General features: G+C 54.2%; 21 protein-coding genes. 4 read left to right on the plus strand and 17 right to left on the minus strand.

Annotation, left to right across the window (positions count from 1 at the left end):
* Positions 1-51: 51 nt before the first annotated feature.
* The gene (locus NST84_RS24490) at positions 52-1,170 is read right to left on the minus strand and encodes a GerMN domain-containing protein (protein ID WP_342562707.1); all 1,119 of its coding nucleotides are present in this window, start codon (positions 1,168-1,170) and stop codon (positions 52-54) included.
* Positions 1,171-1,343: 173 nt separating this feature from the next.
* On the opposite strand from NST84_RS24490, the gene NST84_RS24495 reads away from it, so the two are divergent.
* Together NST84_RS24495 and NST84_RS24500 are read left to right on the plus strand one after the other, a co-directional pair.
* Positions 1,344-1,826 (plus strand): hypothetical protein, encoded by a 483-nt coding sequence (locus NST84_RS24495; protein ID WP_342562708.1) that lies wholly within the window; start codon positions 1,344-1,346, stop codon positions 1,824-1,826.
* A 91-nt stretch (positions 1,827-1,917) separates the two neighbouring features.
* Positions 1,918-2,514: a phosphatidylglycerophosphatase A gene (locus tag NST84_RS24500; protein WP_342562709.1), complete on the plus strand. Its 597-nt coding sequence runs from the start codon at positions 1,918-1,920 to the stop codon at positions 2,512-2,514.
* A gap of 942 nt (positions 2,515-3,456) precedes the next feature.
* Here NST84_RS24500 and NST84_RS24505 read toward each other — a convergent pair.
* The 15 genes from NST84_RS24505 to nifB form a co-directional block, all read right to left on the minus strand.
* Entirely contained in the window at positions 3,457-4,485 is a 1,029-nt protein-coding gene (locus NST84_RS24505; protein WP_342562710.1) for an MBL fold metallo-hydrolase, read from the minus strand.
* Entirely contained in the window at positions 4,486-5,220 is a 735-nt protein-coding gene (locus tag NST84_RS24510; protein ID WP_342562711.1) for a class I SAM-dependent methyltransferase, read from the minus strand. It lies immediately after the preceding gene.
* Between the two features lie 139 nt (positions 5,221-5,359).
* Positions 5,360-7,048 (minus strand): alpha-glucosidase, encoded by a 1,689-nt coding sequence (locus NST84_RS24515; protein ID WP_342562712.1) that lies wholly within the window; start codon positions 7,046-7,048, stop codon positions 5,360-5,362.
* Positions 7,049-7,169: 121 nt separating this feature from the next.
* Positions 7,170-7,631, minus strand: a complete 462-nt coding sequence (locus NST84_RS24520) for a hypothetical protein (protein ID WP_342562713.1) — start codon at positions 7,629-7,631, stop codon at positions 7,170-7,172.
* A 405-nt stretch (positions 7,632-8,036) separates the two neighbouring features.
* Positions 8,037-8,813: a Cof-type HAD-IIB family hydrolase gene (locus NST84_RS24525; RefSeq protein ID WP_342562714.1), complete on the minus strand. Its 777-nt coding sequence runs from the start codon at positions 8,811-8,813 to the stop codon at positions 8,037-8,039.
* A gap of 354 nt (positions 8,814-9,167) precedes the next feature.
* Entirely contained in the window at positions 9,168-10,310 is a 1,143-nt protein-coding gene (locus NST84_RS24530) for a homocysteine methyltransferase (RefSeq protein WP_342562715.1), read from the minus strand.
* The gene (locus NST84_RS24535) at positions 10,307-11,059 is read right to left on the minus strand and encodes a HesA/MoeB/ThiF family protein (RefSeq protein WP_342562716.1); all 753 of its coding nucleotides are present in this window, start codon (positions 11,057-11,059) and stop codon (positions 10,307-10,309) included. The genes NST84_RS24530 and NST84_RS24535 overlap by 4 nt, the downstream gene beginning before the upstream one ends.
* 34 nt (positions 11,060-11,093) lie before the next feature.
* Positions 11,094-11,651 carry a DUF269 domain-containing protein gene (locus NST84_RS24540; protein WP_342562717.1) on the minus strand — a complete coding sequence of 186 codons (558 nt, stop codon included), beginning with the start codon at positions 11,649-11,651 and terminating at the stop codon, positions 11,094-11,096.
* Positions 11,644-12,036, minus strand: coding sequence for a nitrogen fixation protein NifX (gene nifX / locus NST84_RS24545; protein ID WP_342562718.1), 393 nt, complete (start codon positions 12,034-12,036; stop codon positions 11,644-11,646). Before nifX ends, NST84_RS24540 begins: the two co-directional genes overlap by 8 nt.
* Positions 12,011-13,339, minus strand: coding sequence for a nitrogenase iron-molybdenum cofactor biosynthesis protein NifN (gene nifN, locus NST84_RS24550; RefSeq protein WP_342562719.1), 1,329 nt, complete (start codon positions 13,337-13,339; stop codon positions 12,011-12,013). The genes nifX and nifN overlap by 26 nt, the downstream gene beginning before the upstream one ends.
* Positions 13,329-14,690 carry a nitrogenase iron-molybdenum cofactor biosynthesis protein NifE gene (gene nifE, locus NST84_RS24555; protein ID WP_342562720.1) on the minus strand — a complete coding sequence of 454 codons (1,362 nt, stop codon included), beginning with the start codon at positions 14,688-14,690 and terminating at the stop codon, positions 13,329-13,331. The genes nifN and nifE overlap by 11 nt, the downstream gene beginning before the upstream one ends.
* A gap of 230 nt (positions 14,691-14,920) precedes the next feature.
* Entirely contained in the window at positions 14,921-16,480 is a 1,560-nt protein-coding gene (gene nifK, locus NST84_RS24560) for a nitrogenase molybdenum-iron protein subunit beta (RefSeq protein WP_342562721.1), read from the minus strand.
* Positions 16,477-17,934: a nitrogenase molybdenum-iron protein alpha chain gene (gene nifD, locus NST84_RS24565; RefSeq protein ID WP_342562722.1), complete on the minus strand. Its 1,458-nt coding sequence runs from the start codon at positions 17,932-17,934 to the stop codon at positions 16,477-16,479. Before nifD ends, nifK begins: the two co-directional genes overlap by 4 nt.
* A 49-nt stretch (positions 17,935-17,983) precedes the next feature.
* Positions 17,984-18,850 carry a nitrogenase iron protein gene (gene nifH, locus NST84_RS24570; protein WP_342562723.1) on the minus strand — a complete coding sequence of 289 codons (867 nt, stop codon included), beginning with the start codon at positions 18,848-18,850 and terminating at the stop codon, positions 17,984-17,986.
* 6 nt (positions 18,851-18,856) lie between these two features.
* Positions 18,857-20,230 carry a nitrogenase cofactor biosynthesis protein NifB gene (gene nifB / locus NST84_RS24575; RefSeq protein ID WP_342562724.1) on the minus strand — a complete coding sequence of 458 codons (1,374 nt, stop codon included), beginning with the start codon at positions 20,228-20,230 and terminating at the stop codon, positions 18,857-18,859.
* Between the two features lie 649 nt (positions 20,231-20,879).
* On the opposite strand from nifB, the gene NST84_RS24580 reads away from it, so the two are divergent.
* Positions 20,880-21,707, plus strand: a complete 828-nt coding sequence (locus NST84_RS24580; protein ID WP_342562725.1) for a TerC family protein — start codon at positions 20,880-20,882, stop codon at positions 21,705-21,707.
* 70 nt (positions 21,708-21,777) lie between these two features.
* Here the strand turns inward: NST84_RS24580 and NST84_RS24585 are convergent, their stop codons facing one another.
* Positions 21,778-22,752 carry a family 43 glycosylhydrolase gene (locus NST84_RS24585; RefSeq protein ID WP_342562726.1) on the minus strand — a complete coding sequence of 325 codons (975 nt, stop codon included), beginning with the start codon at positions 22,750-22,752 and terminating at the stop codon, positions 21,778-21,780.
* A 146-nt stretch (positions 22,753-22,898) separates the two neighbouring features.
* On the opposite strand from NST84_RS24585, the gene NST84_RS24590 reads away from it, so the two are divergent.
* Positions 22,899-25,493 carry a beta-L-arabinofuranosidase domain-containing protein gene (locus NST84_RS24590; protein WP_342562727.1) on the plus strand — a complete coding sequence of 865 codons (2,595 nt, stop codon included), beginning with the start codon at positions 22,899-22,901 and terminating at the stop codon, positions 25,491-25,493.
* The last annotated feature ends 104 nt before the right edge of the window (positions 25,494-25,597 follow it).

A 25,597-nucleotide genomic window follows, 5' to 3' on the forward strand; every position in this document is an offset into this window, starting at 1 on the left:
ATTCTACCAAAGAGGAGGCACAAAAGCATCTTTTGCCCAGGTAAAAATCTTTTACAGCGCCAGCGCGTTCACATATTCCGGTGCGGATACCGGCTGTCCATAGTTAACCTTATCCGTTCCGGTAACAGTCTCCTGTCCGTTCAGGCGGATCTGGACCGGAGCATCCCCTGCATTTTGCGCTACGGTAAGTACTACGGATTCCAGCATTTCCGCCGGTACATTCTGCGCATCTGTAAACATATCATCGGTCAGCGACACCGTCACCACGCCGTTCTGGCCGGCCTCCACCGAATCAAGCACGGTTCCTCCGGTCATCACCATCTCCAGGCCGCCTGCCGACTCCGGCCCGGCAATCAGCTCATTCAGCGCAGCGGTCACCCGGTCTTCTCCGGCGGGTACAAAGCGCGTAACCGGAACATAATATTGTTGAGTGCCGTCAGGCGTTGCTGCGGAAAAATAAACGGTAACCGCACTCGAGTTCATCAGCACAGGACCATTACGCGGCAGATTGATTCCAAAAGAACGGGATAACGGATGGTCAAGCGGCGTGCCCTGGAGGGGCATTTCCGTCAGTTTTTTGCCGTCTACCCAGAGCTGCACGCCCTGAATGCCCTCCTGCCCGGTCAGGGTCCAGGTGATGGCCTCCAGAATCTTGCGTTCATCGGCCGGCTTGTAGTCGTTAAAGGACGAGTTGAACTCGACTACCGCCAGTTTGTCTTTATCTACAGAGACACTCTCCACTTGTGTACCTGCAGGAAGCACCCCCTGGAAGCCCTCCGGAACGGCTGAGGCATAAGATCCGTCACTGACCAGCGCGGTCAGCGAGTCCTTCAGCATCGCATTGCTCTCGCCTTCCGGCAGCTTCAGTGCTACCGGGGTCAGCAGGCCGTTGCCGTCCTGCAGATAAACCGTCGTCCGCTCTCCGGGAGCGATCGCTTCCGGCTGACTGGCGCCCTCTTCTGCAGCTGCCGTATCCTCCGCTACCGGACCGAACACACCCGTATCCAGCGTGGTGCCCTCGCTGATCTCCAGCATCTGCGCTTCGATCTCCTCCGGCGGCGGATCCACCGCTGCCGACTCCGAGCCGAACAAGCCGCAGCCGGACAGCAGAATCGGAACCGTGAGCAGGCAAGCTGCAGACAGCCCGCGGACTTTTGTCATAGGTTTCATTAATCATTGCCCCTTTCAACCACTAGGATCAGTTTGTACTGCTATGTATACGAGCCCTATGCGCAAAAAATAACACCGGCTTATCCTTAAATTTGGACAACGCACCGGGGCTGCAGCGGAACTGGTTGGAGGAGGGCAGACTCGGGGCTTGGTTACGGGTAAATGTGACTTGAGTGAAGGGCAATGAGCTAATCAGAGGCATTTTTGCCTTTGATTTCGGCCTCAGCGGGCAGAATGAGCACATCAGAGGCATTTTTGCCTTTGATTTTGGCCTCGGCGGGCAAAATGAGCTAATCAAAGGCATTTTTGCCTTTGATTTTGGCCTCGGCGGGCAAAATGAGCAAATCAAAGGCATTTTTGCCTTTGATTATGGCCTCGGCGGGCAAAATGAGCTAATCAGAGGCATTTTTGCCTTTGATTTCGGCCTCGGCGGGCAAAATGAGCTAATCAAAGGCATTTTTGCCTTTGATTTTGGCCTCAGCGGGCAAAATGAGCTAATCAAAGGCATTTTTGCCTTTGATTTTGGCCTCGGCGGGCAAAATGAGCTAATCAAAGGCATTTTTGCCTTTGATTTTGGCGCTGATGGGCGGGACAATTCCCCGGTTGACAAGTTTAAGGCAATAACAAGATGCGTCCGTTGCCAGCTGCTGAGGTAATAACGTTATAAGGCTGAGTTTTAAATGATAGCCATGGGTATATCCTGCCACTTACTTTTAGCCAGCCTACTCCTAAATCGAGGTGATTATTATGGATAAGATTAAAGCCCCTTACAGTCTCAACAGTAAAGCAGTTGCAGAAGCAACCAAGCACTGGATGCAGGAACGCGGTGTGACAGTGGATGAAATTGCTGAGCTTGTTATGTTTTTGCAGCAGAAATATTATCCGAATTTGACTATGGATGAATGTGTCCACAACGTCGAAATGGTGCTCAGTAAACGCGAGGTGCAAAACGCCGTGCTGACCGGGATCCAGCTGGACGTACTGGCAGAGGAGGGCAAGCTGTTCACACCGCTGCAGGATATGATCGAGAATGATGAAGGGCTGTACGGCGTGGATGAGATTCTCGCTTTTTCCATTGTGAATGTGTATGGCAGCATCGGATTCACCAACTATGGTTACGTGGATAAGCTGAAGCCAGGGGTGCTGACGAGATTAAATGACAAAAGCACCGGTCAGGTACATACTTACCTGGATGACATTGTCGGCGCCATCGCCGCCGCCGCCAGCAGCCGCATCGCCCACCGCAAACAGGCAGAACGCGAGCAGGAGCTCGGACTCCCGCATGCACCGGAGGACGTGGAGGAGGCCGCCAGAAAGCTGGCTGCTGAAGACAAACTGGAGTAACTTCCGCATGTGATAAATGAGCAGACGCCAGGTGTCGCGGGTTTTACAGTGGAGTGACAGTTTGATCGATGGCCAGGTATAACTGGAGGCGGATGGAAATTGCGGGTGGTTCGTGAACCTGATTAGTGGTGGGGAGTTCGATGACGGCTGATTAAGGAAACGTCGCAGGTCGAGGGCATCTTGTTACAAGACTAGTTAGTTAGTGGGGCGAGCGTGAACGGGATGGCGTATTGTGGTGCATCCAATATAAAGTTAGTCGCCGGACGTCAAATCGCGGCTCGCTCATCACGTGTTCATTGGTCGAAGGCGGTGTACTGAGCTCATAGGCGGTTGGCGTCATTCAGTGTGGACTGGATACGTGCGATATTTCCGTATATCCGTATACATGTGCAATTGGGGGATCGGCGGGTATTACATGCGGTCTGTTGGGCGTTCTTTGGTTGGCGTTCAATAGTAGATAGAGGGAAGCTACCTGGCCAGCTCCTTCTTGCATTACTGCTCACTCGCTGGCTTTAACTGCATTTTGTGCAACTAAAAATCCAGAAAAGACTGCTTTTTCTGTTTTAGTTGTATTTCGTACAATTATCAATCCACTTTTCGGGCCATTTGACCCTTTTTCGGTACATTTAGTTGCATGGAATGCAGCTATTGTAGCATTCGGGCCGTTTCCCGCCAATATAAGTGTACAATGTGCAACTAAGTTGCTCCATCAGCTACTAAATGACATCGCTGGCACCAAACTGCCAGCTCCGGCGGTAAACTTTAGCTCCGGTGCTAAATACAGTTCCAGCGCTTCATTACAAATAGCCGGGCCACGAAGCAGCGGGATTTTCCGCTTAGCTTAACCGAGGCCCGGCTGTTTAGTGTGTTTGTCTACTTGGGACATGAGTTCCTTCGGAACGCTGGCCTGTGTGGGGTGTGGCCTGCATGTGCAGGCCGGCGCTAACGCTCCGCCGCCGCGAACAGCAGCGGCCCGTCCGGCTCTGCCGCCCGGCCGCGGCGCACCAGCTCTGCCAGGTGCGCGAGCGCCTCGCTCATGGCGAAGCGCAGCTGATGCGCGCTGGTCACGCGGCTGCGGAACAGCGCTTCGCACACGGCGAACCCGCTCTGCGGTCCGCCGGCCAGCAGTTGAGCGGCAGTGTCCAGCCGCTCCTCATGGTGCCGGAGCAGGCTGTCCGCCCGCTCCGCCCACGCCGTGAACGGCTCCCGGTGCCCCGGGAACGCACGGCGCACTGGCAGGCTGCGCAGCACACGCAGCCCCTCCAAAAACGTCTGCAGCGGCTGCGGATCGCTGCCGGGCTGCAGGCCGACATTGGGCGAAATCTGCGGCAGTACAGCATCGCCGCAGAACAGGAGCCCGCTGCCGGCCTCATACAAAGACACATGACCCGGCGCATGCCCGCCGGTCACTACGGGCGTCCACTCCCGGCCGCCCATCACAAAAGCCGCCGCAGCGTCGATATAGCTAACCTCCGCCTGCGGTGTAACCTGGGTCAGGAAGCTCTCCAGATGCTCCCTGACCCCCTGGACCAAATCCTCCGGCATGCCGTGGCGGAGGAACAGCAGCGGCAGCGACTCGTTCAGCGTCGCCTCCGCTCCCCAGGACATGCGGACCTCGGCGTGGGCCCGCTCTGTCATCCAGACCTTACTGCCGCTGCGGGCCTGCATCCAGCCCGACAGACCATAGTGGTCGGGATGGTGATGGGTCACTATGATCTGCTGCACATGATCCCAGGAGAGATCAAGCTCATCCAGCACACCCTGCCAGGCCAGCTCTGCCTCCGGCGTATGCGGGCCTGGATCAATGACCGTAATGCCGCCCTCCGGCTCAGCCACGATATAGCTGTTCACCCAGCGCAGCGGGGGGTCCATTGGCATGCTCACCTGCAGGATGCCGCCCTCCCGGTCCTTGACCTCTGCCTTACGCATGATGCCGTCACCGCCTCTTTGAAGTCTTCTGCCTGTAACCATCTACGGACGGACACCGACAAAAATCATCCGCTTCGAATGCTCCTCGTCGTACTCCTCTTCATCATAGCTGCCATGGACGCTTTCCAGCTGCAGACCGGCGGCGGCAATCAGCTGCTTGAACGTCTCCAGCGGGTAGAGCTTCACCCGCTCATGGTATTTGCGCGGTGTATCATCCTCCTTGGAGGTGAGGGTGATATCTTTTTTGACATAACCGTCTTCAATGCGCCGGGATTCATCAATCAGATTCTCCCCATCCACACGGGTGGAATGGGGCACCAGATGTGAAATGACATAGGCGGGATTCAGAAAGTCGATTATACATTTGCCGCCCGGCTTCAGCATCCGGTATACCTCGCGCAGCACCTTCACCTGCTCTTCGTCATCCTCAAAATACCCAAAGGAAGTAAACAGATTCACCACCGCATCAAAGCCGCCGTCAAGCGGGAGCTCGCGCATGTCGGAACGCAGCCAGGTTACCGCTTGTGCGCCATCCTGGTTACGGGCTTCGTGCAGCAGGACTTCCGACAGGTCAACGCCGGTCACTTCAAAGCCTGCCTCAGCCAGTGCCAGCGAATGTCGGCCCATGCCGCAGCACAGATCTAGCACCTTCGAACCTTCCGGCAGATCCAGCCAGCCGATCATCTTCTCCACCTCATGCCGGGCCCCGCCGAAATCCCTGTGCCGGTACACAATTAAATAGTCCTCGCCAAAGCTTTTTTCATACCATTCACTCATCTAGCTTCTCCTCCCCGCGCCTCCTGCAGACTCTCTATGTATAATATTGTAACGATTGTAACCCCTTTTCTCCGTAAACTCAAAGAAGAGTCGCCATTCCGCCATATTTCCCGCGTCCTGGCAACTCCCCTTACCACGCCTAGATCTGCTGCAGATAGACCCGTGCTTCGTAGGGCCGCAGCTTCAGTGAATTCAGGTCATCCTCCTTCGCAGGAGGGTAGTTGGAAATCAGCAGCTCCGCCGGTCCGGCCGCAAGCTCCGCCGGCAGCTCAAACACCGGCTCATGCTCAAAGAAATTCAGGATGATCAGCAGCCGCTGACCCTCCAGCGTCCTGGTAAAAGCATAAATTTCCTCATGCTCCGCAAGCAGCAGGCCATATTCGCCGTAGACGATGACCGGATGCTTTTTACGCAGCTGGATCAGCTTCTTGTAGTAGTTATAGATGGAATCCGGGTCCTTGACCGCAGCCGCCGCGTTGATCTCCCGGGAATTGGAGTTGACCCTGATCCACGGCACACCTGTCGTAAATCCGCCCTCGTCCGAATCATCCCACTGCATCGGGGTGCGGGCATTGTCCCGGCTTTTTTTGTGAATATTGGCCATAATCTGTTCTTCCGGCATCCCCTGGTTACGCTTATCCTCATAATAATTGAGCGTTTCCACATCCCTATAATCATCAATGGAGTCGAACGCCGCATTCGTCATGCCGATTTCTTCCCCCTGATAAATATAGGGTGTGCCCTCCTGCATATGGATGAAAGTGGCCAGCATTTTGGCTGACGGCACGCGGTAGAACAGGTCGTTCCCGAAACGCGACACCGAGCGCGGCTGATCATGATTACACAGATAGTTGGCGTTCCAGCCCCGGTTATGCAGAACCGTCTGCCAGTTGCTGATGATTTTTTTGAGATCGGTGAGCTTCCAGGGTACAGTATCCCATTTGCCCCCGCCCGGAGCCGCGCAGTCCAGATTCATATGCTCAAACTGAAAGGTCATATTCAGCTCACGCCGCCCGTCCCCGACATAATCCAGCGCCTGCTCCGGCCCGAGACCTGAAGTCTCCCCAACCGTCATAATATCGTAGAAATACAAGACCTTGTCATGCAGGTTCTGCAGCATCGTGTGCACATCCGCAAGGTTCGAGAACATCTCATACGCCCGCACCGTCGCCGTTCCGCCGGGGTTAGCCGCATCCGGATACCCTTCCGCTTTGATGATATGGGCAATCGCATCGAACCGGAAGCCGTCAACGCCTTTCTTGAGCCACCACTCCACCATCTCATGCAGCTTGTCGATCACCACCTGATTTTCCCAGTTCAGATCGGGCTGGTATTTGGAGTAGAGATGCAGGTAGTACTCATCCGTCTGGGGATCGAGCTCCCACACCGAGCCGCTGAAATAGGATTCCCAGTTGTTCGGGGGACCGCCGTTTTTACCTTTGCGCCAGATGTAATAATCCCGTTTCGGATTATCCTTCGAGCTGCGTGATTCGATGAACCAGGGATGCTGGTGGGACGTGTGGTTCAGCACCAGATCCATCATCAGCTTCATTCCCCGGGCATGCATCTCCCGCAGCATCAGGTCAAAATCAGCCATCGTCCCGAATTCCTTCATAATGTCACAGTAATCACTGATATCGTAGCCGTTGTCATGGTTCGGCGATTTGTAAATCGGGCACACCCAGATGACATCCACACCCAGGTCCTGCAGATAATCGAGCTTGGAAATAATGCCGCGCAGATCGCCGATTCCGTCACCGTTACTGTCCTTAAAGCTGATCGGATAAATCTGGTAGGCCACGCTTTCTTTCCACCATTTTGGATTCACTTGGACTCTCCTCCGCTTCTCCGGTGTTTGCCTCAGTAAGGGATATTTAATATATCTTAACCAGACTGGTGGAAGACAATCACAGATTTTTCGGCAAGAAGCAGGCGGACGGATATCCGTTCTAGCTCTCTCTAAGCTTAAGCAGCTCCGGAATAACTTGCTCAATCTGCCGGAAAAGCCCCTGCCCAGTCCTCCCCTCATCATGAACATAAAAAATCAGCAGCGACTGCTCCTGGAACACTTTATGCTGCACCAGATCCGCTGTTGCCGTATGCTTTTCAAAATCAGCCCAGCCCGCTTTGCGCTCCCCGTTCCCGGCAAACTGATAGATAACCAGCTCCTCCTCATCCAGCAGAAAAACAAGCGGTTTACGCCCGTTCAGCTCCCTGTGAAAAATACTCTCCTCCCGCACTCCCACACTCTGCAGCTCCAGCCCCTGTCCGGTAAAAGCAGCTGTAATTTCGTCCGCGCTCAGCTCCTTCAGCTCTATACCCGTCTCATTACTCCCCTGACTGCAGCCGGCAGACAGCACTCCGAATATAAGGAGCATCAGCAGCACCGTTATCCTTTTTATGCCCGACATATGTGCTACTATGCTAGTGTTTTGGCTTGCGCCTTTCTTTGTGCGCATTCTATTTGTTAAAATCACATTCGCGTCCGCGTTCGCGCTAAACTTCATCCCCGCCACCCTCTTCCGCTTCTCTTATAAGTAACTGACGGCTGCGTTGCAGACTTTGTTGCGGTGCGGGGCAGAGCGGGCGGTGACAGTAGTAGTGATAGTAGCTTGCAGTATGAAATAGAACCGGACGCTTTTTCCACGCCAAAAAAGAGCTTATCTATCGCACATTCGGCAACAGAAAGCCCTCTGCTCTTCATATAACTGTAGTTTGTACACTTAAAAGCCGTGAAATTCCGCATCTGCACCAGATAACTGTAGTCCGTACAACTAAATATGCCCAAATCGGCCAGAACGAATAATCTCCTGCTCCTACAGCAGCCCCACCATTTTCAAACCTTCATAAATACCGCCCTCACTGACATGCTTGGTAACATAAGATGCAGCCGCCTTCACTTCGTCCTCCGCGTTGCCCATGGCAATCCCGTAGCCCACGTAGCTGAGCATTTCCACATCATTAAGCCCGTCGCCGAACGCATACACATCTTCTTTGTCCACGCCGAGGATTTCGAGCATCTTGGCAATGCCCCCCGCCTTGGAGCCGTTCCCCGGCAGTACGTCCATCCCCAGCGGGTGCCAGCGGACAAATTTGAGCTCAGGGTACGCTTCTTCATAGGCGGCCTGGCTCTCCTGCGGGCAGAAGATGATCGCCTGGTAAATATCGTTCAGCAAAAAATACTCCGCATCATAGGTTGGAAAAGCCAGCTTCAGCGAGCCGATGCTGGTCACGATATTCACATGCTCAGCTGTGTTGACCTTCATATCCGTAGCGTCGATATAAGCAACCGGATGGTCATTTTTATCAGCGAACAGGGTCAGCTCCTTCAGCACCTCCGTTTCCAGCCGGTTAGTATAAATTACTTCGCCTTTGTAGACCACATACTGGCCGTTGAGCGAGACAAAGGAGTCAATGCCCAGCTCTTCGCGCAGCTCCTTGAACATATAAGCGCCTCTGCCGGTCGCAATAACGACATTATGGCCCCGCCGCTGCAGCTCGGCAATCGCCTCTCTGGTGGAAGCCGGCACATTTTTATCTTCATCATAAATCGTTCCGTCAATATCAAAAAAAATGGTTTTCTTTGTTGTCATGGCTCTCCAGTCTCCCTTATGCGTCTCTGTATATATCCTGCCCAAATTGTAGAGGTTTACCGAAAACGGCGCAAGCTTTCATTTGCGGAGAGCAGATGCTTTTGTAAATTTCGCAGAATCCCTATAGCCCCTGTTAAACTCCATCCCCCTCCTGGCCAAAAGAAATAGCGGCAGCCCATAAAAGAGGCTGCCGCTGCCAAATAGTCATAACTTCCGTTTAATGCGCGCATCATCCTGCAACGTTCTCTTCCCGGTCCGGCTGTTCATCGACATGACAAACCGCCGTCCGGCAATACCAGTCACCTTGTAAATAGCCAGTGCTTTAGCTGCTTAAACAGCTCAGCTCCTATCAGCTCACACAGCACTCTGCGCGCGCTGCTGCTCCTCCATCAGCCACTGGAGCAGCATTCCTTCCGGCACATTGCTCTTGCGGGCCTCCGCGTATTCGCGGACCCGCTCCAGCAGCCGCGCTGCCGTCTCGGGGCTAATCTCAAGACCGCGCTGCTCCAGCACATGCGCCACCCCGCCGCTGCCGGAATGCTTGCCCAGCACGAAGCGGTGCGCCCGGCCGATCTCGGCCGGATCGAACGTCTGGTACGTCGCCCTCTCCTTCATCAGCCCGTCCACATGAATGCCGGACTCATGCGTGAACGCAAGCTGTCCCACAATCGGCTTGGCATCACCGACATTGCGGCCGGAGGCCGCAATCACTTTGTCAGCCAGCCTCTTGAGCAGGTCCAGCCGCACGCCGCATTCGCCGCCGTACAAATGCCGCCAGGCCATGGCAACTTCCTCCATGGCCGCATTGCCGGTCCGCTCGCCTATACCGGCTACTGTAGTGCTGGCCCAGACCGCACCGGCGGCTATGCCGCTCAAGGTGTTGGCAACAGCCAGCCCGAAATCATTATGGCAGTGTACTTCCAGCTCCACATCGGCGGGAACGGAGCCGAGCAGGTTCTGAATCCGCTCGGCCATCTGTCCCGGATGATGGGCAGATACCGTATCCGCGTAACGGAATCTGCGGACCCCTTCTTGATACAGAACGTTTACCACGTCAATCAGAAATCCCATATCCGCCCTGGAGGAGTCCTCCATCCCGACTGACACCGTCATTCCCTGCCCCAGCCCGTATTCTGCTGCACGAAGCAGCTTGTTCAGCCCTTCCAGCGGCGTCAGGCCCAGCTTGCCCTGTAACTGAATGTCCGAGACCGGTATGGATACATGGCTCCAGTTCACCCCGGTGCTCCGTGCCCTGTCAATATCTCCAAGGACCGAACGGTTCCAGGTCATCAGCTTCATCGGCAATCCCAGCTCTGCTATCGCCGCGATGTCCTCCTGTTCCCGTCTGCCCATGGCAGGGATACCCACCTCTGCCTGTTCTACTCCGCATTCCGACAGCAACTTTGCGATTTCCAGCTTTTCCGCCCGCGTGAATGATACTCCAGCCGCCTGTTCACCATCCCTGAGTGTCGTGTCACATAGCTTGAGACTTTTCACGGTTTACCTCCTTCTCCGCAGCAAGCGCAATCCGGATTACGGGTAATAGTGACGCTGTAACAGGCGAAGTCGAGTGAGCTGAAGCGATGCATTACGCCCGCATAAGTTGTCCCTACCCCTGTAATCCATTTTACGGCTTCCAGCGCTGCCAGACAACCGGCAATACCGGAGGTTGCACCCAGAACTGGAAATCCGAACGGTTCCCAATATTGCTGTTCATCCGGGTAGAGGCATTCCAGGCAGGGGGTCTGCCGGGGAATCATCGTCGTTAAGGAAATCTCGAAGCCATACATCGCTGCCTCCACCATCGGTGTAGCAGTCTCCACACAAAGCCGGTTCAAGACATACCGCTCCGGAAAATCATACCGGGCATCGATCACAATATCTGCGCATTTCACCCAGGGTTTGGCACGTTCATACTCGATTTTGGCGTTGTAGCCCTCGATTTCCACATGCGGATTGAGACGTTTCAGCTGCGCTGCAGCCGTACTGATCCGCTCCATCCCCAGGGATTCACTGTCCATCAGAATCTGCCGGTTAAGATCCGGAGGAAGGATGATTCCTTCATGGGCCAGAATAAGCTTGCCGACGCCTGCCGCTGCCAGATACAGCGCAGCCGTTCCTCCTAATCCGCCGATTCCGGCCACCATCACCGTTGCATCCTTCAGCGCCTGCTGTCCGCTCTCTCCGAGCAGCTTCAGCTGCCGGGCATACCGTTCAAGCTCCAAACTTCCGGCAAGCTGCTCCATCTCTGTCGCCTCCTATGGCTGATGTATATATCTGCTAGCCCTCCAGGCTCAGCAATCCGTGCAGAGCAGTCACTTCCTTATATTTGTTCAAAAAGGCCAGCCCCTCCTCAATACACTCGACCCCGTATCTGATTACTTTCTCTTCTGTCATGAACGGAAAAGGAAATCCCGCCCGCAGGCTTTTCAGCACCAGAACGACCCTGCCGCTGTAGAGCAGCCCCCGGCCGAAGCCTTCCCCGTTAATCTCGGCCGTACTCTGAACCATCGTGCCGCTTCTTTCCTCCATCACGCCGGCAATAGCCTGAAACAGCAGCGGTACCTGCTGGCGTACCTTCGGGGAGACGGCACAGTTGAAATCGGACTTGCTTTTGTCATCCGGGGAGGCCAGAAACTGGCGGGCCAGCTTTTCCTGAGGCGATAACGCAGCGTAACGGCCAAAGAAATCCTCCGCATCCAGCAGGCTGCACAAGCGGCGTACCAAAGCATCTGCGGTCTCCTGATCCGGCTCCTTGCGGATTGTACGGCTGCGGCGCTTCAGAATCGCCCCCTCCTGACGCGCTTCGTCACTATAGAAAGAATTCTGCTCAGCCATGGGTTCCATCGGCTTCCTCCTCTTCCGCCCGCAGCACCTTGGCCAGCCACATCGGCGGCTTGCCCTGCAGCATTTCGGTAAGACGCTTCACCTGTTCCTCTATGGGACTGCCGAACGGAACCTTTACCGGCATCATTTTGCGCCGCGTCACCCGCGCGGCGGCCGAAGCGCCGATCTGCATAATGAAGATCAGGGTACAGTCGTTTACCGCTTCCAGGCGGCTGTCGATTTTACCGGCTTCATCCTGGTTCAGGACCACCGGCAGCCTGCGCAGCTCTACCAGCTCTCCGCCGTTCTTGTTCACATTGTATACAGCGAACATCGGACTCTGCCCGAAGTGGGCATTCACGCGGATTCCGTCATCTGTGGCGAATGCTACTTTCACGGTGCCCAGCCTCCCTTTGCATTAGCAAATTTCCTGCTTTATTCGTCCAATCCATAGCTCCTCTATATCCTACCGATGCTGACATGTATGCCCCCAGCTCATTCCAGACCGGAAAGCCCGCCGGCATGAATGCAGCCCCGATCCGGGCGGCTCCGGCCATTCCGTGCGAATTACTGATCCACAAATCTGCGTCTTTGCCGAGCACCTCGGCATCATCCATGTCTCCTATCCACACCTCACGCTCCATGCCGGCAACCACCGGTGTTTCATAAGAGGCGATGAGCGCCTTCTGCTCCACGCCGAGCTCCTCCAGCCAGCCGGACACGGAATGCAGATGATCCGGCTCAAGCGCCGTAACCACGGACATGCCGGCGAACTGGAAGTGGGCATCCAGCATGCTGTCGAGCAGGTTTTCCCTTTGCCAGCAGTATCGCAGCGGAACCGGCTCGCCGCTGATCTGATGCAGGAAATGCAGGAGATCATCTGATGCTTTAAGGCCCATCGCTCCGCTGAATACTTTATACGGTGTGCCCAGCGCGTTATGCAGCCTTCTTGCCGGGCGCTCCATGCTGGCACCGACGGCAATCGTCAAGCCGGACTGCAGGCTCTGCAGCATCGAATCCAGCGGTACGCCGCCCCGGGTCAGCGGTGAGAAGCCAGTCAGCAAATGGCCGGAGAGTGAAGTGGAGATATCCGGCACCGCGATGACTTCAAATCCGAAGGCCGAGATCATTTCCTTCAGCTCCATCACATCCGCAGGCGTCAAAAACGAACCCGGTAGCAGAGTAATCTGGCGGGTGTTCACTGTTCTTGAGCCGCGGTGTCCTGCCTGCTGGATCATTTCATCAATCATTGCTTCCACCGCCCCGCTGAAGCCTGATTCAAGGGAGCCGCGGAAATCGGGCAGCACCACGGAGAAGGCAAGGCCGCCGCGCAGGTTCCGCTCCCGCTTGTAGCTCTTGAGCATGGTCGCATAATCCACTCCGGCCACATCAGTCAGCTCCGTTCCGATGATACCGATGATGTCGGGACGATGCTTGCTGAGCACAATATTCAGCGCTTCCTCCAGATTGCGGTTCGCGTCAAAGATCACATCCATCTCCTGCAGCGCCGAGGTCTGCACGGCGATCGGCTCCCTGAAATGCCGGGTCAGCAGTGCTTTGGGGAAGGCCGAGCAGCCCTGCGAGCCGTGAATTAGCGGCATGGCGCGGTAGCAGCCCTGCAGGGCCAGCACGGCACCGAGCGACTGGCCGGTCTTGATCGGATTGACTGAAGCCGGCTTTTTCCGTTTGTTAACGGTCATAAGGCACCTCCTTATCCCAGGGTGCCGAGCTCGCTGCCAACTTCCAGATCGGATTGGCCAGCGAATAGGTCAGTTCCTTAGCCAGGCGCAGCAATCCTTCATAACCGGCATAGGCTTTATGTCTTTCCTGATTGATATCGATGAACGGAATCTGCTCCTTCATGGCCACATACATATTGCGTCCGCCGGCGATCATAATGTCGGCCTTACGCTCACGGACGGTCTTGAGAATCCGGCTGGCACCGCCTTCCGGAATATATTCCGTGTCATCGCCCACCCGGTCGGCAATCCGCCGCACATCATCCTCGGTGCTTTTGTTCGTTCCCACTCCCACCACCTGAACGCCCAGCTCCTTGAGCGCGGAAATGACGGACCAGCTTTTGACACCGCCGGTATACAGCACCGCTTTTTTCCCTTTTAGAATTTTGCGATACGGACGTAAATCCTGGGCAAGACGGCTCTCCTCCCGTTCCGTCAGCCGGTCGACCCGGCGCTCCATTTCCCGGTCATTCATCAGATACGCCATCTGGCGCAGGGAATAGGTTGTCTCCTTGGCTCCATAGAAGGAGCCTTCGAAAAAAGGAATCCCGTATCTGGATTCCATTTCCCTGGCCAGCCCCAGCAGGGCGCGGCTGCAGACCACCATATTCACCCTGGCACGGTGTGCCCAGGTGATCTCCTGATACCTCGCATCTCCTGTAATGCGTGAGGTAACGGAGATGCCCGCACTGTTCATCAGCTTCTCGATATCCCACATCTCGCCGGCGATATTATATTCGCCGATCAGGTTTACACCGAGCGGAGTTTCCGGCTCCGGCTCTCCCGTGCCAATTACATACTGCAGCAGGGCATCGCCGGCCAGCCGGTTGCCCAGATTCTTGCTTCCGACGAAGCCGGGGCTGTTGACCGGAATAACGGGTATGCCCAGCCGGTCGCCCGCTTCCTTGCACACGGCATCCATGTCTTCACCGATCAGCGCAGTTACACAGGTTGAGTATACAAATATTGCCGGCGGCGCAAAGCGCCCGGCAATGTAGTCGATACTCTCCTTCAGTTTCTTTTCTCCGCCAAAAATAATATCGGAATCGTTCAGATCCGTCGCAAAGCCATACTGGGAGAGCGAAGGGCCGCTTGAGAGCGTCCCTCTGCTCTCCCAGCTGTTCCCGGCACAGGCAATCGGACCATGAACCAGATGAGCAGCGTCCATAATCGGCAGCAATGTGATCTGGGCGCCGTCGAAGGAGCAGCCTCCGGCTGCTTCACCGGGCTTGGGCCGCGGACAAGGCTTGGACTTCGGGGTCTGGCTCCCGCAAGCTTCGGAATCAAAATCGACTTTTCGAACAGGGTCCATCGGCTTTCATCTCCTTCGCTAAAGCTGGCAATAATCCCGGCCTGCCCTGCTACCGCACTCTGCAAGTGAGCAGAGCAGGCGGAGAACGGAATACAGGGAACGCCGGGCCGGATAATCCTTTACCATTTATGCATTTTAATGTATGTTAAGCGTAAGATATCATTACAGAAACTTTCAGTAATTTCCATCACTAATTCAGACTGTCAAACTGTAAAATCCGGTTCTGCTGTTTACCGCACTAAATCATAATTAAAGCCGGAATTGTTGCGGTCCAGCTCATCCAGCACAGTGTTAACGATCTGACTGAGCAGGTTCAGCGCGCCCTGGTAGCCGAGAATCGGATAACGGTGCATATGATGGCGGTCAAAAATCGGGAAACCGACCCGGATCAGCGGAACATTCGCATCCTTGGCGGCAAATTTCAGATGCGAGCTGCCGATCGCCAGGTCAACCGGATCTGTCAGCAGCAGCGAACGCATATGCCACAGGTCATTTCCGATATACAGAGCAGCTTCCGATCCGTAAGGGCTGGAGGCAAGCAGCGCTCCGGCTTCCTCCTTGAACTTCACTTCATTGAAATCCACATCCCCGTTGGAGCAGACGATGTGCACCGGCTCAATTCCCACTTCCAGACAGAAGCCGATCAGTCCGATCAGGAGATCAGGATCACCAACCAGTGCTACCCGCTTGCCGTGAAGATACGGATGGCTGTCAGTCAGCGCATCCACGACCCGGCCGCGTTCTTCCAGCAGCGAGGCCGGAATCGGCAGTCCTGTCAGCCCGCTGACTGCTTCCAGCAGCCTGTCGGTGCCGGTAATGCCCAGCGGCGTGGACAGCGCAGTGACCTGCTGCTTCCAGGTTCCGCTGATGTAATCCTGCGTCTTCTTCAGCGTGTACTTCTGGAGCGACAGCGTACCAAGCGCATTGGCAGCCAGCGGCACATCGGCCAGCCTGGTTCCGCCATAGTAGTATTCGTATTCTCCGGTAGCCGGAGAATCATAATTGCCGCTGTGATCACCGAGCAGCGTATATTTTGTATCAAATGCCTCAAGGATTTTGCGGATTTCGGCGAAATTGCCGGTGTAAGGCTCGAAGCCGAGCATGACGTTCAATTTCTCTCCGGTCTCCTCACCGCTGCCCGGAGCCGCTTCAAGGCCCGAGCGTTCATACAGATAGCTCAAAATGCCCTTCATCATGGCATCGTAGCCGGTAATATGTGACCCGACGAAGCTTGGCGTATTGCAGTACGCAACCGGGAAATCCTCCGAGATTACGCCTTTGTTGCGGGCATTGCCGATAAAGGAGGACAGGTCATCCCCGATAACCTCAGCCATACAGGTCGTACAGACCGCTACCATCTCCGGCTTATACAGGGCGATGCTGTTCTCCAGACCGTCGATCAGATTGCTCATCCCGCCGAAGACGGCTGCATCTTCGGTCATAGAGGATGAAACAGCCGGAGTAGGCTCTTTAAAATGGCGGCTTAAGTGACTGCGAAAATAGGAGTTGCAGCCTTGTGAGCCGTGTACGAACGGCAGGGTTTTCTCGAAGCCGAGCGCAGCCATAATGGAGCCGAGCGGCTGGCAGGCCTTATGCGGGTTAATGACAACCGCTTTACGGTTAAAGTTCTTCTCCATATACTCCGCGGATTGCGAGTAAGCGAGCGCTTCAGCGGTTTCCTGTTCACTGCAGGGCGCCTCGAACTGCTGTTTGTTCAGCCGCTGCTCCACGAACCGGTGCTCCGAGAATAGCGTGTTATAATCCGGAATGCTCAGTCTGTCCTTGCTCATACGCCCGCCTCCTCTTTTTGGACTTTTTCCCGCTTCTTCATCAGACTCCATACCGGGCTGTTCACAGTCATATCCATATCCTTGGCAAAAATCTTAAAACCGTCAAAGCCGTGATACGGGCCGCTGTAATCCCAGGAGTGCATCTGGCGGAACGGAACACCCATTTTGTGATACACGTATTTCTCCTTTACACCCGAGCCTACCAGGTCAACATTCATTTTCTGGGCTAGCTCCTCCAGCTCGTAAGCAGTCGGGTCATCCATAATGATCGTGCCCTCCTTCATCATCGGGAAGGTCTTCTCGTAATCATCCTTATGGGCGAACTCGTAGCCGGAAGCCACGATATCCATGCCAAGGTCCTCATACGCGCCGATGGTGTGGCGGGAACGCAGGCCGCCGATCATCAGCAGCACCTTTTTATTTTCAAGACGCGGTTTGTATTTATTGATAACGGCATCCATTTGCGGCTTATATTTAGCAATCAGCTGCTCGCAATTCTCCTGAATGGTCTCGTCAAACAAAGCGGCGATGGCACGCAGGCTCTCGTATGTTTTGGAAGGGCCAAAGAAGTTGTATTCCATCCAAGGGATACCGTAGGCCTTCTCCATATGCTCAACCATGTAGTTCATGGAACGGTGGCAGTGGATCAGATTCAGCTTTGCTTTATGGGCGATTTCCAGCTCATTCAGCGTACCGTCACCGGACCACTGGGCAATGACGCGCAGGCCCATTTCTTCCAGCAGGATGCGTGAAGCCCAGGCGTCGCCGCCGATATTGTAGTCACCGATAATATTGACGTCGTATGGACCTGTTTCGGCCAGATCCGCTTTGCCGAGCACAAAATCGCGGATCGCATCATTGGCGATATGGTGGCCCAGCGACTGGCTGACACCGCGGAAGCCTTCACAACGCACCGGAACAACCGGCATTTCCAGCTCCTTGGACATCTTCTTGGATACCGCTTCAATATCATCGCCGATCAGACCGACAGGACACTCGGATTGGACGGAAATCCCTTTGGCCAGCGGAAACATTTCGGTAATCTCACGCATAATGACTTCCAGCTTTTTGTCACCGCCGAAAACAATGTCTGTCTCCTGAAAATCACTTGTAACCTGCATCGCAGTAAAATTATCGATCCCAAGTGTACCGCTCGCATAATTGCGCCGGGTACCCCAGCTGTATTGCCCGCAGCCGATCGGGCCATGGCTGATATGGACCATATCCTTGATCGGGCCCCAGACCACACCTTTTGAGCCTGCATAGGAGCATCCGCGCGGTGTCATCACACCGGGGCGGGATTTGATATTCGACTTCAGGGCACAGGTCCCGCAGGTTTGCGCTTCTTCTGTGTTGATCTGATAGTGCTTTTCCCGGTCTTTTTTTGCTTTTTTCGGATAGGCCTCCAGCACTTCCTCAACAAGCTTTTTGTTCGCTTCAATATCCAGTCCCATTCATGACCCTCCTGTTCTTGATGCGGGCGCCTTTAGCGCCCGCCCTCGCTTATTGTCCGGAAGCCTGCAGCTTCTGGATGGCCGCTTCTTCATCTTCGATAATGCCGAATTCCATCAGCAGCTCCTCCAGCTCTTCCATGGAGATCGGGGTAGGAATGGTCAGCATCTTGTTGTTCAGAATCTTCTCAGCCAGGATTTCATATTCCTTCGCTTGCTGATGCTCCGGATTGTACTGGGCAACGGTCATTCTGCGCAGCTCGGCATGCTGGACGACATTGTCCCGCGGTACAAAATGAATCATTTGCGTATTCAGCCGGCGGGCCAGCTCCATGATCAGCTCATCTTCACGGTCCGTATTGCGGCTGTTGCAGATTAGCCCGCCCAGCCTTACGCCGCCGCTGGTAGCGTATTTCAGAATCCCGCGGGCAATATTGTTTGCCGCATACATCGCCATCATCTCGCCCGAACAGACGATATAGATCTCCTGCGCCTTGTTCTCGCGGATTGGCATTGCAAATCCGCCGCACACGACGTCCCCGAGCACGTCATACGATACGAAATCCAGATCGCTGTAGGCACCCTCCTGCTCCAGGAAGTTGATGGCGGTAATGATTCCGCGGCCCGCACAGCCTACACCCGGTTCGGGCCCGCCGCACTCTACGTTGATAATGTCGCCGAAGCCGGTCTGCAGCACATCATCCAGCTCCAGATCCTCTACCGAACCCAGTTCAGCGGCCAGATGAAGTACGGTCTGCTGCGCCTTGGTGTTCAGGATCAGCCGGGTGGAGTCCGCCTTAGGGTCACAGCCGACAATCATAACACGTTGTCCAAATTTGGTGGCTAACTGAGCCAGGGTGTTTTGCGAAGTTGTTGATTTACCGATACCGCCTTTACCGTAAAAAGCTATTTGTCTCATTGTTCATCATCCCTTCGATATGTTTATATTTTCAAAATAGGAGCTGTACTTGACACTTTCGAGAATAGCTTCCTGTATTCCGCCTTTGCGGACGAGCGGCAATACCCCGGTTTTGTTCAGGCTGGTCCTTGGGCCGTCTCCGATCCCGGAGCAGAGAAGAAGGCGGCAGTCACTTAAGATAGAGATGATTTCCTGCAGCGTAGCAGCTTTATCACCGTTACAATCCGCCTTACCTTGGCAATATGCCTGAATCTTGCGGACCCCGACCAGCTTGACCTCAGCTCCGTCGGTATCATAAATCAGGAACTCTGTCGCATGGCCAAAATGCTGATTGACCTTGTCGCCGCCTCTGGTAGCTACGGCAACTCTGGTTGTGTGCGTGCTGTCCCAGCGCCCTTTGGCTCTGGCCTGCTTCGCAGTGACGCGTTCGCGGATCTTGGCATCCAGATCACTCTGGAACTGTGCCCTGGCTTCCTGGTTGATGACCGGATCAGCCTCCATCGCCTCCAGCGGAAAATCCTGGTTGCGGTCCTGGCCGAGCAGCCCGATGGCATCAGCCCGGCATTGCCGGCAGTGGCGCATCACCTTCATCCCGTCACGCCCCAGCAGCTCCTGCAGATTGTGCAGCTCCTTCGGACGCGGCGCCTTGCGGCCGTCCGCCTCATACTGGCTTCCCGGTGCGATAATCAGCGGTGTAACATTGTGCAGCGTGGCTCCCAGCTCTTTTACTCTTTTGGACACTGCAGGCAGATGATGATCGTTGACCCCCGGTATCATAATGGAGTTAACCTTGACGAGAATCCCCAGCTTCGCCAGCATCTCCAGCCCCTGCAGCTGACGGCTGATCAGCAGCTCCGCCGCTTCCCTGCCTTCGTACCGCATCCCTTCGTCAAATACCCAGGGATAAATATGCTGTCCCACGTCAGGATCAATCGCGTTGATCGTGATGGTGACATGGCGGATGCCAAGCTCAAGAATCTCATCTACATGCCGGTAGAGCGTAAGGCCATTGGTGCTGAGACAAAGGCTGACATCCTGCACATATTTCTTCACCCTGGCAAAGGTGTCGAAGGTCTGCTCCGGATTGGCCAGCGGATCGCCGGGGCCTGCTATGCCGACAACGGACAGTTGCATAAGCTGCGCTGCAACACCTTTAACCTTACGTTCCGCCTGCTCCGGTGTCAGCACCTCACTCACCACACCCGGCCTGCTTTCATTGACACAGTCGAACTTGCGGTTACAGTAATTGCACTGGATGTTGCAGGCGGGCGCAACCGGGATGTGCATTCTGGCATAGAACCGGTGAGCTTCCTCGCTGTAGCAAGGGTGGCGGCTGATCTCCTCCTCTGCTTCATTTGATATACACGACGGCTGCATCATTTCCCACCTCCTGAAAGATTAACGTCATATTACCTAACAACATTCTCGCTTACATGCTTGAATTACTCTCATCATATTTTTCCAGCCCTATACCGTCAATTATATCTAAGCCTAAAAAGCCTTTATTTCCCTTGTGTTTGCAGTATCGCCATATCGTACGTCATATTTCCTAACTCCTATATATCATGTTTCCGTTTGCAAGCTAGTCTGCTGTACTGCTGATATTTGTTTTCAGGACCATTGACAATCTTCCGGGGCTCATATATGATACTTTTAGGTTAAACGCAGGATTAATAAATACGTCACAATTTAATAGATCCCGTAAAGGGGAGTAGCTGCTTAAACAGAAACATCTGCCGGTTCCTTTTGAAACCGCGCCGTTTCTGTGGATGATATAAGACAGTTTCAGGCTTCGTGCTGTAACTGCTTATATTTCAGATAAAGTCGTCAATACGAGAATATGAGGATATTCTCCGGCTTTATCGGCAATGAACTATTGCTAGCGAGACCTTTACCAATCAGGTTAGACCTTTATCCCAAAGGCTGATCTGTTTGGTAAAGGTCTTTTTTATATACATTTGGGTCAAAATAAGGTATTGCAGGTATTTTTTTAAAGGGGTATTTACATCCACATGAGGAGGAAACAGTAATGGATTGGGGATTATTATTGGAGTACGGCTGGGTACTGCTCGTTCTGGTAGCACTGGAGGGGCTGCTCGCCGCAGATAACGCACTGGTGCTGGCAATTATGGTTAAACACCTTCCTGATGAGGAACGTAAAAAAGCACTGTTCTACGGTTTGGCAGGGGCATTCGTATTCCGGTTCGGTTCACTTTTTGTCATCTCGTATCTGGTGGATATCTGGCAAGTACAAGCTATCGGGGCCATTTACCTGTTATTCATAGCAGGGAATCATATCTTCCGAAAACTTCTGTTCAAAAAGCCGGTCACAGACGAAGCAGTGGAAAGCGGCAGCGCCAAAGCTGTCGACAAAAAGAAAGCCGGCTTCTGGTTTACTGTACTGAAGGTTGAAGTTGCTGACATCGCGTTTGCAGTCGATTCCATCCTGGCTGCAGTTGCCCTCGCGGTTGCCCTTCCGCCAAGCGGCATCGGCCACATCGGCGGCCTCGACGGCGGCCAGTTCCTCGTCATCTTTGCAGGCGGATTTATCGGACTAATCATCATGCGGTTTGCGGCATCCTTCTTCGTTAAGCTGCTGCATACGCGTCCGGGCCTGGAAATCGCCGCCTTCTTCATCGTAGGCTGGGTAGGGGTTAAGCTTACTGTTATTACGCTGGCCCACCCTTCCCTGGGTGTTCTGTCCGAGGACTTCGCCCACAGCACCTGGTGGAAGACAACCTTCTACGTTGTGCTCATCATCATCGCCGCTACCGGCTGGTTCCTCAGCAGCAAGGTTGAAGAAGTAAAAACCGACGAAAACCCGGTTAAGGAAGTTGACAAACAGCTGGGCAAATAAAACAGCACTGCATCACAATAATAACCCGGAAGCTTCACCTTTAGAGGTGCGGTCTTCCGGGTTATTTGCATTATCGCTTCAATTGGCTATCCTTGACGGGAACGCCGAAATCCGGCAAACCGTCTGCCTTCCAGCCAAATACCTGGACCCGCGTGTGACGGTTCGGATCATATAGCGGATCACCTGCAATTTCTTTATAGTTTCTGGCATGATAGACGAGCACATCCTCACCATACTCATTTACGGTGAAGCTGTTGTGACCCGGCCCGTACTGCCCGTTCTCTTCCGAGGTTGCGAACACCGGTACCGCCGACTTGGTCCATGACCCGGCATCCAGCAGATCGCTGTCCTCATCCGCTGCAAGCAGCCCCATGCAATAGTTGTAATCTGTAGCGCTGGCAGAGTAACTGATATAAATCCGGCCGTTACGCTTCAGCACTGCAGCCCCTTCATTTACCCGGAAGCCGATAACCTCCCACGGATACTCCGGAGTTGAAAGCATGGTCTGCCGGCCTTGCAGGGTCCAGGGGTTACTCATCTCCGAAATATACAGATTGGAATTCCCTTCAATTTCCCGATCCTTTTGCGCCCAGACATAATATAGCACACCCCGGTGCCCGAACACCGTCGCATCCAGCGCAAAGGACTCCCAGGCGGTTATTACCTGCCCCTGCTCCGTCCATTTCCCTTCAAGCGGGTTCGCAGAATCATTCTCCAGCACATACATCCGGTGGTCAAACAGCCCTTCCTTCGTTTCCGAAGTATGTGCCGCTGCAAAATAGATGTACCATTTGCCGGCGATATAATGCAGCTCAGGGGCCCAGATATTGGCGCTGAGCGGTCCGGAATCATATTTACGCCAGACTGTGATAGGCAGTGCAGCAGTCAATCCTTCCAGGGCCAGTGCCCGCCTTATTTCAATCCGGTCATACGCCGGTACGGAAGCGGTGAAATAATAATAACCGTCTGTATGCTTATACACCCAAGGGTCAGCACGCTGCTCTACCAGCGGATTGATATACTCCCGATTCCCAGGCATGGACATTCTCCTTTTTCATCCACATTGATATTCCCTTTTTACACAAATTCGAACGTTGTACTATTTACCTCTGATCCTATGAAACTTTAAGCTGAATTATGAGCATAAACGGAGGTACGGCTCCGTAATTCAAGAGTCAGGAGAGCTTATTAATGACAACTAACAATACCGTTCCACTTAGTCATAGCCATTCCTTGCTTCATGACTTCCGGATGGACCAGGTGGCAGTGACCGATCCCTATTTCGTCAACGCCTTCTCCAAAGAAATACTGTACCTCAAAAGCTACGACCCTGACCGGCTGACCGCCGGTTTCCGTGAAAACAGCGGACTGCCGGCCAAAAGCGAAAGATATCCCGGCTGGGAAAGCACCGAAATCCGCGGCCATACGCTGGGCCATTATCTGAGCGCACTGTCGCAGGCTTATGAGACTACCCGCAGTGTACATCTGCTGCAGCGGCTGGAGTATCTAATTGACGAGCTTGCCGTGTGCCAGCTGGATAACGGCTACCTGTCCGCTTTTCCCGAGCAGTTATTTGATAATGTAGAGAACCGGCAGCCTGCCTGGGTACCCTGGTATACGATGCACAAGATCATTGCCGGACTGACCGCAGTATACCGCGCTACCGGCAGCAGTACCGCCCACACTCTCGTTACCGGACTCGGTAACTGGGTGTATCAGCGCAGCACAGGCTGGTCAGCGGAGATTCAGGAGCGTGTACTTTCCGTTGAATACGGGGGGATGAACGATTGTCTGTATGAGCTGTACAAAATCTCCGGGGATGAGCGCCATCTGCAGGCAGCCCATATGTTCGACGAGCTGAGCCTGTTCACTCCGGTGCAGGAAGGCCGGGATATCCTGAAGGGCAAGCATGCCAATACAACGATCCCCAAATTTCTCGGGGCTCTGAACAGGTACCGGGTGCTGGGCGAAAGTGAGCGGTTCTATCTGGAGGCGGCGCAGCAGTTCTGGGACATGGTGGTGCTCCACCACAGCTATGTTACAGGCGGCAACAGCGAATGGGAGCATTTCGGCGATCCGGACCTTCTGGATGCAGAGCGTTCGAACTTCACGGCGGAGACCTGTAACACCTACAATATGCTGAAGCTGAGCCGGGAATTATATAAGATCACCAGTGAAGCGAAATACATGGATTTCTATGAAAACACGTTCATTAATGCGATTCTTTCGTCGCAAAATCCGCATTCCGGGATGACGATGTATTTTCAGCCGATGGCCACGGGTTACTTCAAGGTGTACAGCTCGCCGTTTGAGCATTTCTGGTGCTGTACCGGAACAGGGATGGAGAGCTTCACCAAGCTGAATGACAGCCTCTATTTCCATGCCAGCGGCAGCATCTATGTGAACCAGTATATAAGCTCAAACGTACTTGCCGAGGAATACGGGATTGAGCTGACCCAGACTGCTAATCTTCCCTATGAGGATACAGCTGAATTCAGCATTCATACGTTAAAAGAGTCCGGCCAGCCTTTTGCCCTCTATCTGCGCCTGCCGGACTGGCTGGCCGGCACAGCCGAGCTGACGCTGAACGGGCAGAAACAGGCCCTGAACCGGTCAGGCCGCTACGCCGTGCTGGACAGAACATGGTCTGACGGGGATACCTTCAGCCTGCGGCTGCCGATGAAGCCGTCATACCGCACGCTGCCGGATGCACCCAACGTCGCCGCTTTCCGTTATGGTCCGGTCGTTCTGAGTGCCGCACTTGGCACGGAAGATATGGCTGAATCCGCGACCGGCGTAGCTGTCAGCGTACCGACCCGCAACCTGCTGGTCAAGGATTTCATCATCCCTGCCGGCCGGAGTGCGGAGAGCTGGCTGGAGAATTTTGAGCAGCATTTTGTCCAAAAGGACGGTGAACCGGTCTTCGTACTCCAGGGGACGGATGAAGACAACCGGCTGGTGTTCACCCCGCATTATAAGCAGCATTCAGAGCGGTACGGAATCTACTGGAAGCTGGTAGAAGCAGATTCTGCAGAGCTGCAGACGCATATCCTTCAGGGCAAGCAGCGCCAGCGCGTGCAGGAAGCTACCATTGACAGCCTGCCGGTCGGCAATGACCAGTATGAGCTGGAGCATAAGATCAAAGGTGAGAATACTACAGTCGCCACCTGGGATGGTTACAATATCAGACAGGCCGAGCATAACGGCTGGTTCAGCTATCAGCTTAAAGTCCTGCCGCAGCAGGACAACTATCTGTCGGTCACCTATTTCTCCGGCAACAACGGCAAAGCCATTGACATTTATGCAGACGGCAGGCTGTTGGCCAGTGATACGCTCATGAAGGATAAACCCCGTTCTTTCTATAGTAAAAGCTATCTGATTCCTGCAGCTGCCGTTCAGGACCGTACAGCAATTGAGATCAGATTCGTCATCCCGGGCGCTATGAACGGCATTTTTGACCTGCTGCGGATGATGAGCAGCTTCGATCAGCGGGCAGAGCTGGACAGTCTGAGCTTCGATGCCGGAATTCTTGACCAGCTGTTTACAGCAGACGTCAGCAGCTATACCCTGACTGTTCCTTACGGGACGCAGACGGTAGAGCTTAGTGCCCGACTTTCGCATAAAAACGCTTTGCTTTACTGCGGCGGCATTCTGATTGATGATACACAGCCAAGGGCCGTTTCCCTGCCGGAAGCCAGCACCCTGCTGACGCTAACCGTCAAAGCCGAAGATCATATTACCGCAAAGGATTACAGCATCACTATTATCAAGAGTCCGGTACTGTAGAAACAGCGGATAAACCGGATTAACAACCCAGGATACGTTCACCATAAAAAAGACCGTTCTGTCAGCTCAGCTAATCCTGCGCTCAGAACGGTCTTTTGGTAGTA

The sequence above is a fragment of the Paenibacillus sp. FSL R7-0345 genome (assembly GCF_038595055.1).
GTDB lineage: Bacteria > Bacillota > Bacilli > Paenibacillales > Paenibacillaceae > Paenibacillus_AQ.

Coding starts and splice junctions, on each gene's coding strand:
- NST84_RS24490 (WP_342562707.1), bottom strand. CDS start 1,170: ATGAAACCTATGACAAAAGTCCGCGGGCTGTCTGCAGCTTGCCTGCTC.
- NST84_RS24500 (WP_342562709.1), top strand. CDS start 1,918: ATGGATAAGATTAAAGCCCCTTACAGTCTCAACAGTAAAGCAGTTGCA.
- NST84_RS24505 (WP_342562710.1), bottom strand. CDS start 4,485: ATGGTTACAGGCAGAAGACTTCAAAGAGGCGGTGACGGCATCATGCGT.
- NST84_RS24510 (WP_342562711.1), bottom strand. CDS start 5,220: ATGAGTGAATGGTATGAAAAAAGCTTTGGCGAGGACTATTTAATTGTG.
- NST84_RS24520 (WP_342562713.1), bottom strand. CDS start 7,631: ATGTCGGGCATAAAAAGGATAACGGTGCTGCTGATGCTCCTTATATTC.
- NST84_RS24525 (WP_342562714.1), bottom strand. CDS start 8,813: ATGACAACAAAGAAAACCATTTTTTTTGATATTGACGGAACGATTTAT.
- NST84_RS24535 (WP_342562716.1), bottom strand. CDS start 11,059: ATGGAGCAGCTTGCCGGAAGTTTGGAGCTTGAACGGTATGCCCGGCAG.
- NST84_RS24540 (WP_342562717.1), bottom strand. CDS start 11,651: ATGGCTGAGCAGAATTCTTTCTATAGTGACGAAGCGCGTCAGGAGGGG.
- nifN (WP_342562719.1), bottom strand. CDS start 13,339: ATGACCGTTAACAAACGGAAAAAGCCGGCTTCAGTCAATCCGATCAAG.
- nifE (WP_342562720.1), bottom strand. CDS start 14,690: ATGGACCCTGTTCGAAAAGTCGATTTTGATTCCGAAGCTTGCGGGAGC.
- nifK (WP_342562721.1), bottom strand. CDS start 16,480: ATGAGCAAGGACAGACTGAGCATTCCGGATTATAACACGCTATTCTCG.
- nifD (WP_342562722.1), bottom strand. CDS start 17,934: ATGGGACTGGATATTGAAGCGAACAAAAAGCTTGTTGAGGAAGTGCTG.
- nifH (WP_342562723.1), bottom strand. CDS start 18,850: ATGAGACAAATAGCTTTTTACGGTAAAGGCGGTATCGGTAAATCAACA.
- nifB (WP_342562724.1), bottom strand. CDS start 20,230: ATGATGCAGCCGTCGTGTATATCAAATGAAGCAGAGGAGGAGATCAGC.
- NST84_RS24580 (WP_342562725.1), top strand. CDS start 20,880: ATGGATTGGGGATTATTATTGGAGTACGGCTGGGTACTGCTCGTTCTG.
- NST84_RS24585 (WP_342562726.1), bottom strand. CDS start 22,752: ATGTCCATGCCTGGGAATCGGGAGTATATCAATCCGCTGGTAGAGCAG.
- NST84_RS24590 (WP_342562727.1), top strand. CDS start 22,899: ATGACAACTAACAATACCGTTCCACTTAGTCATAGCCATTCCTTGCTT.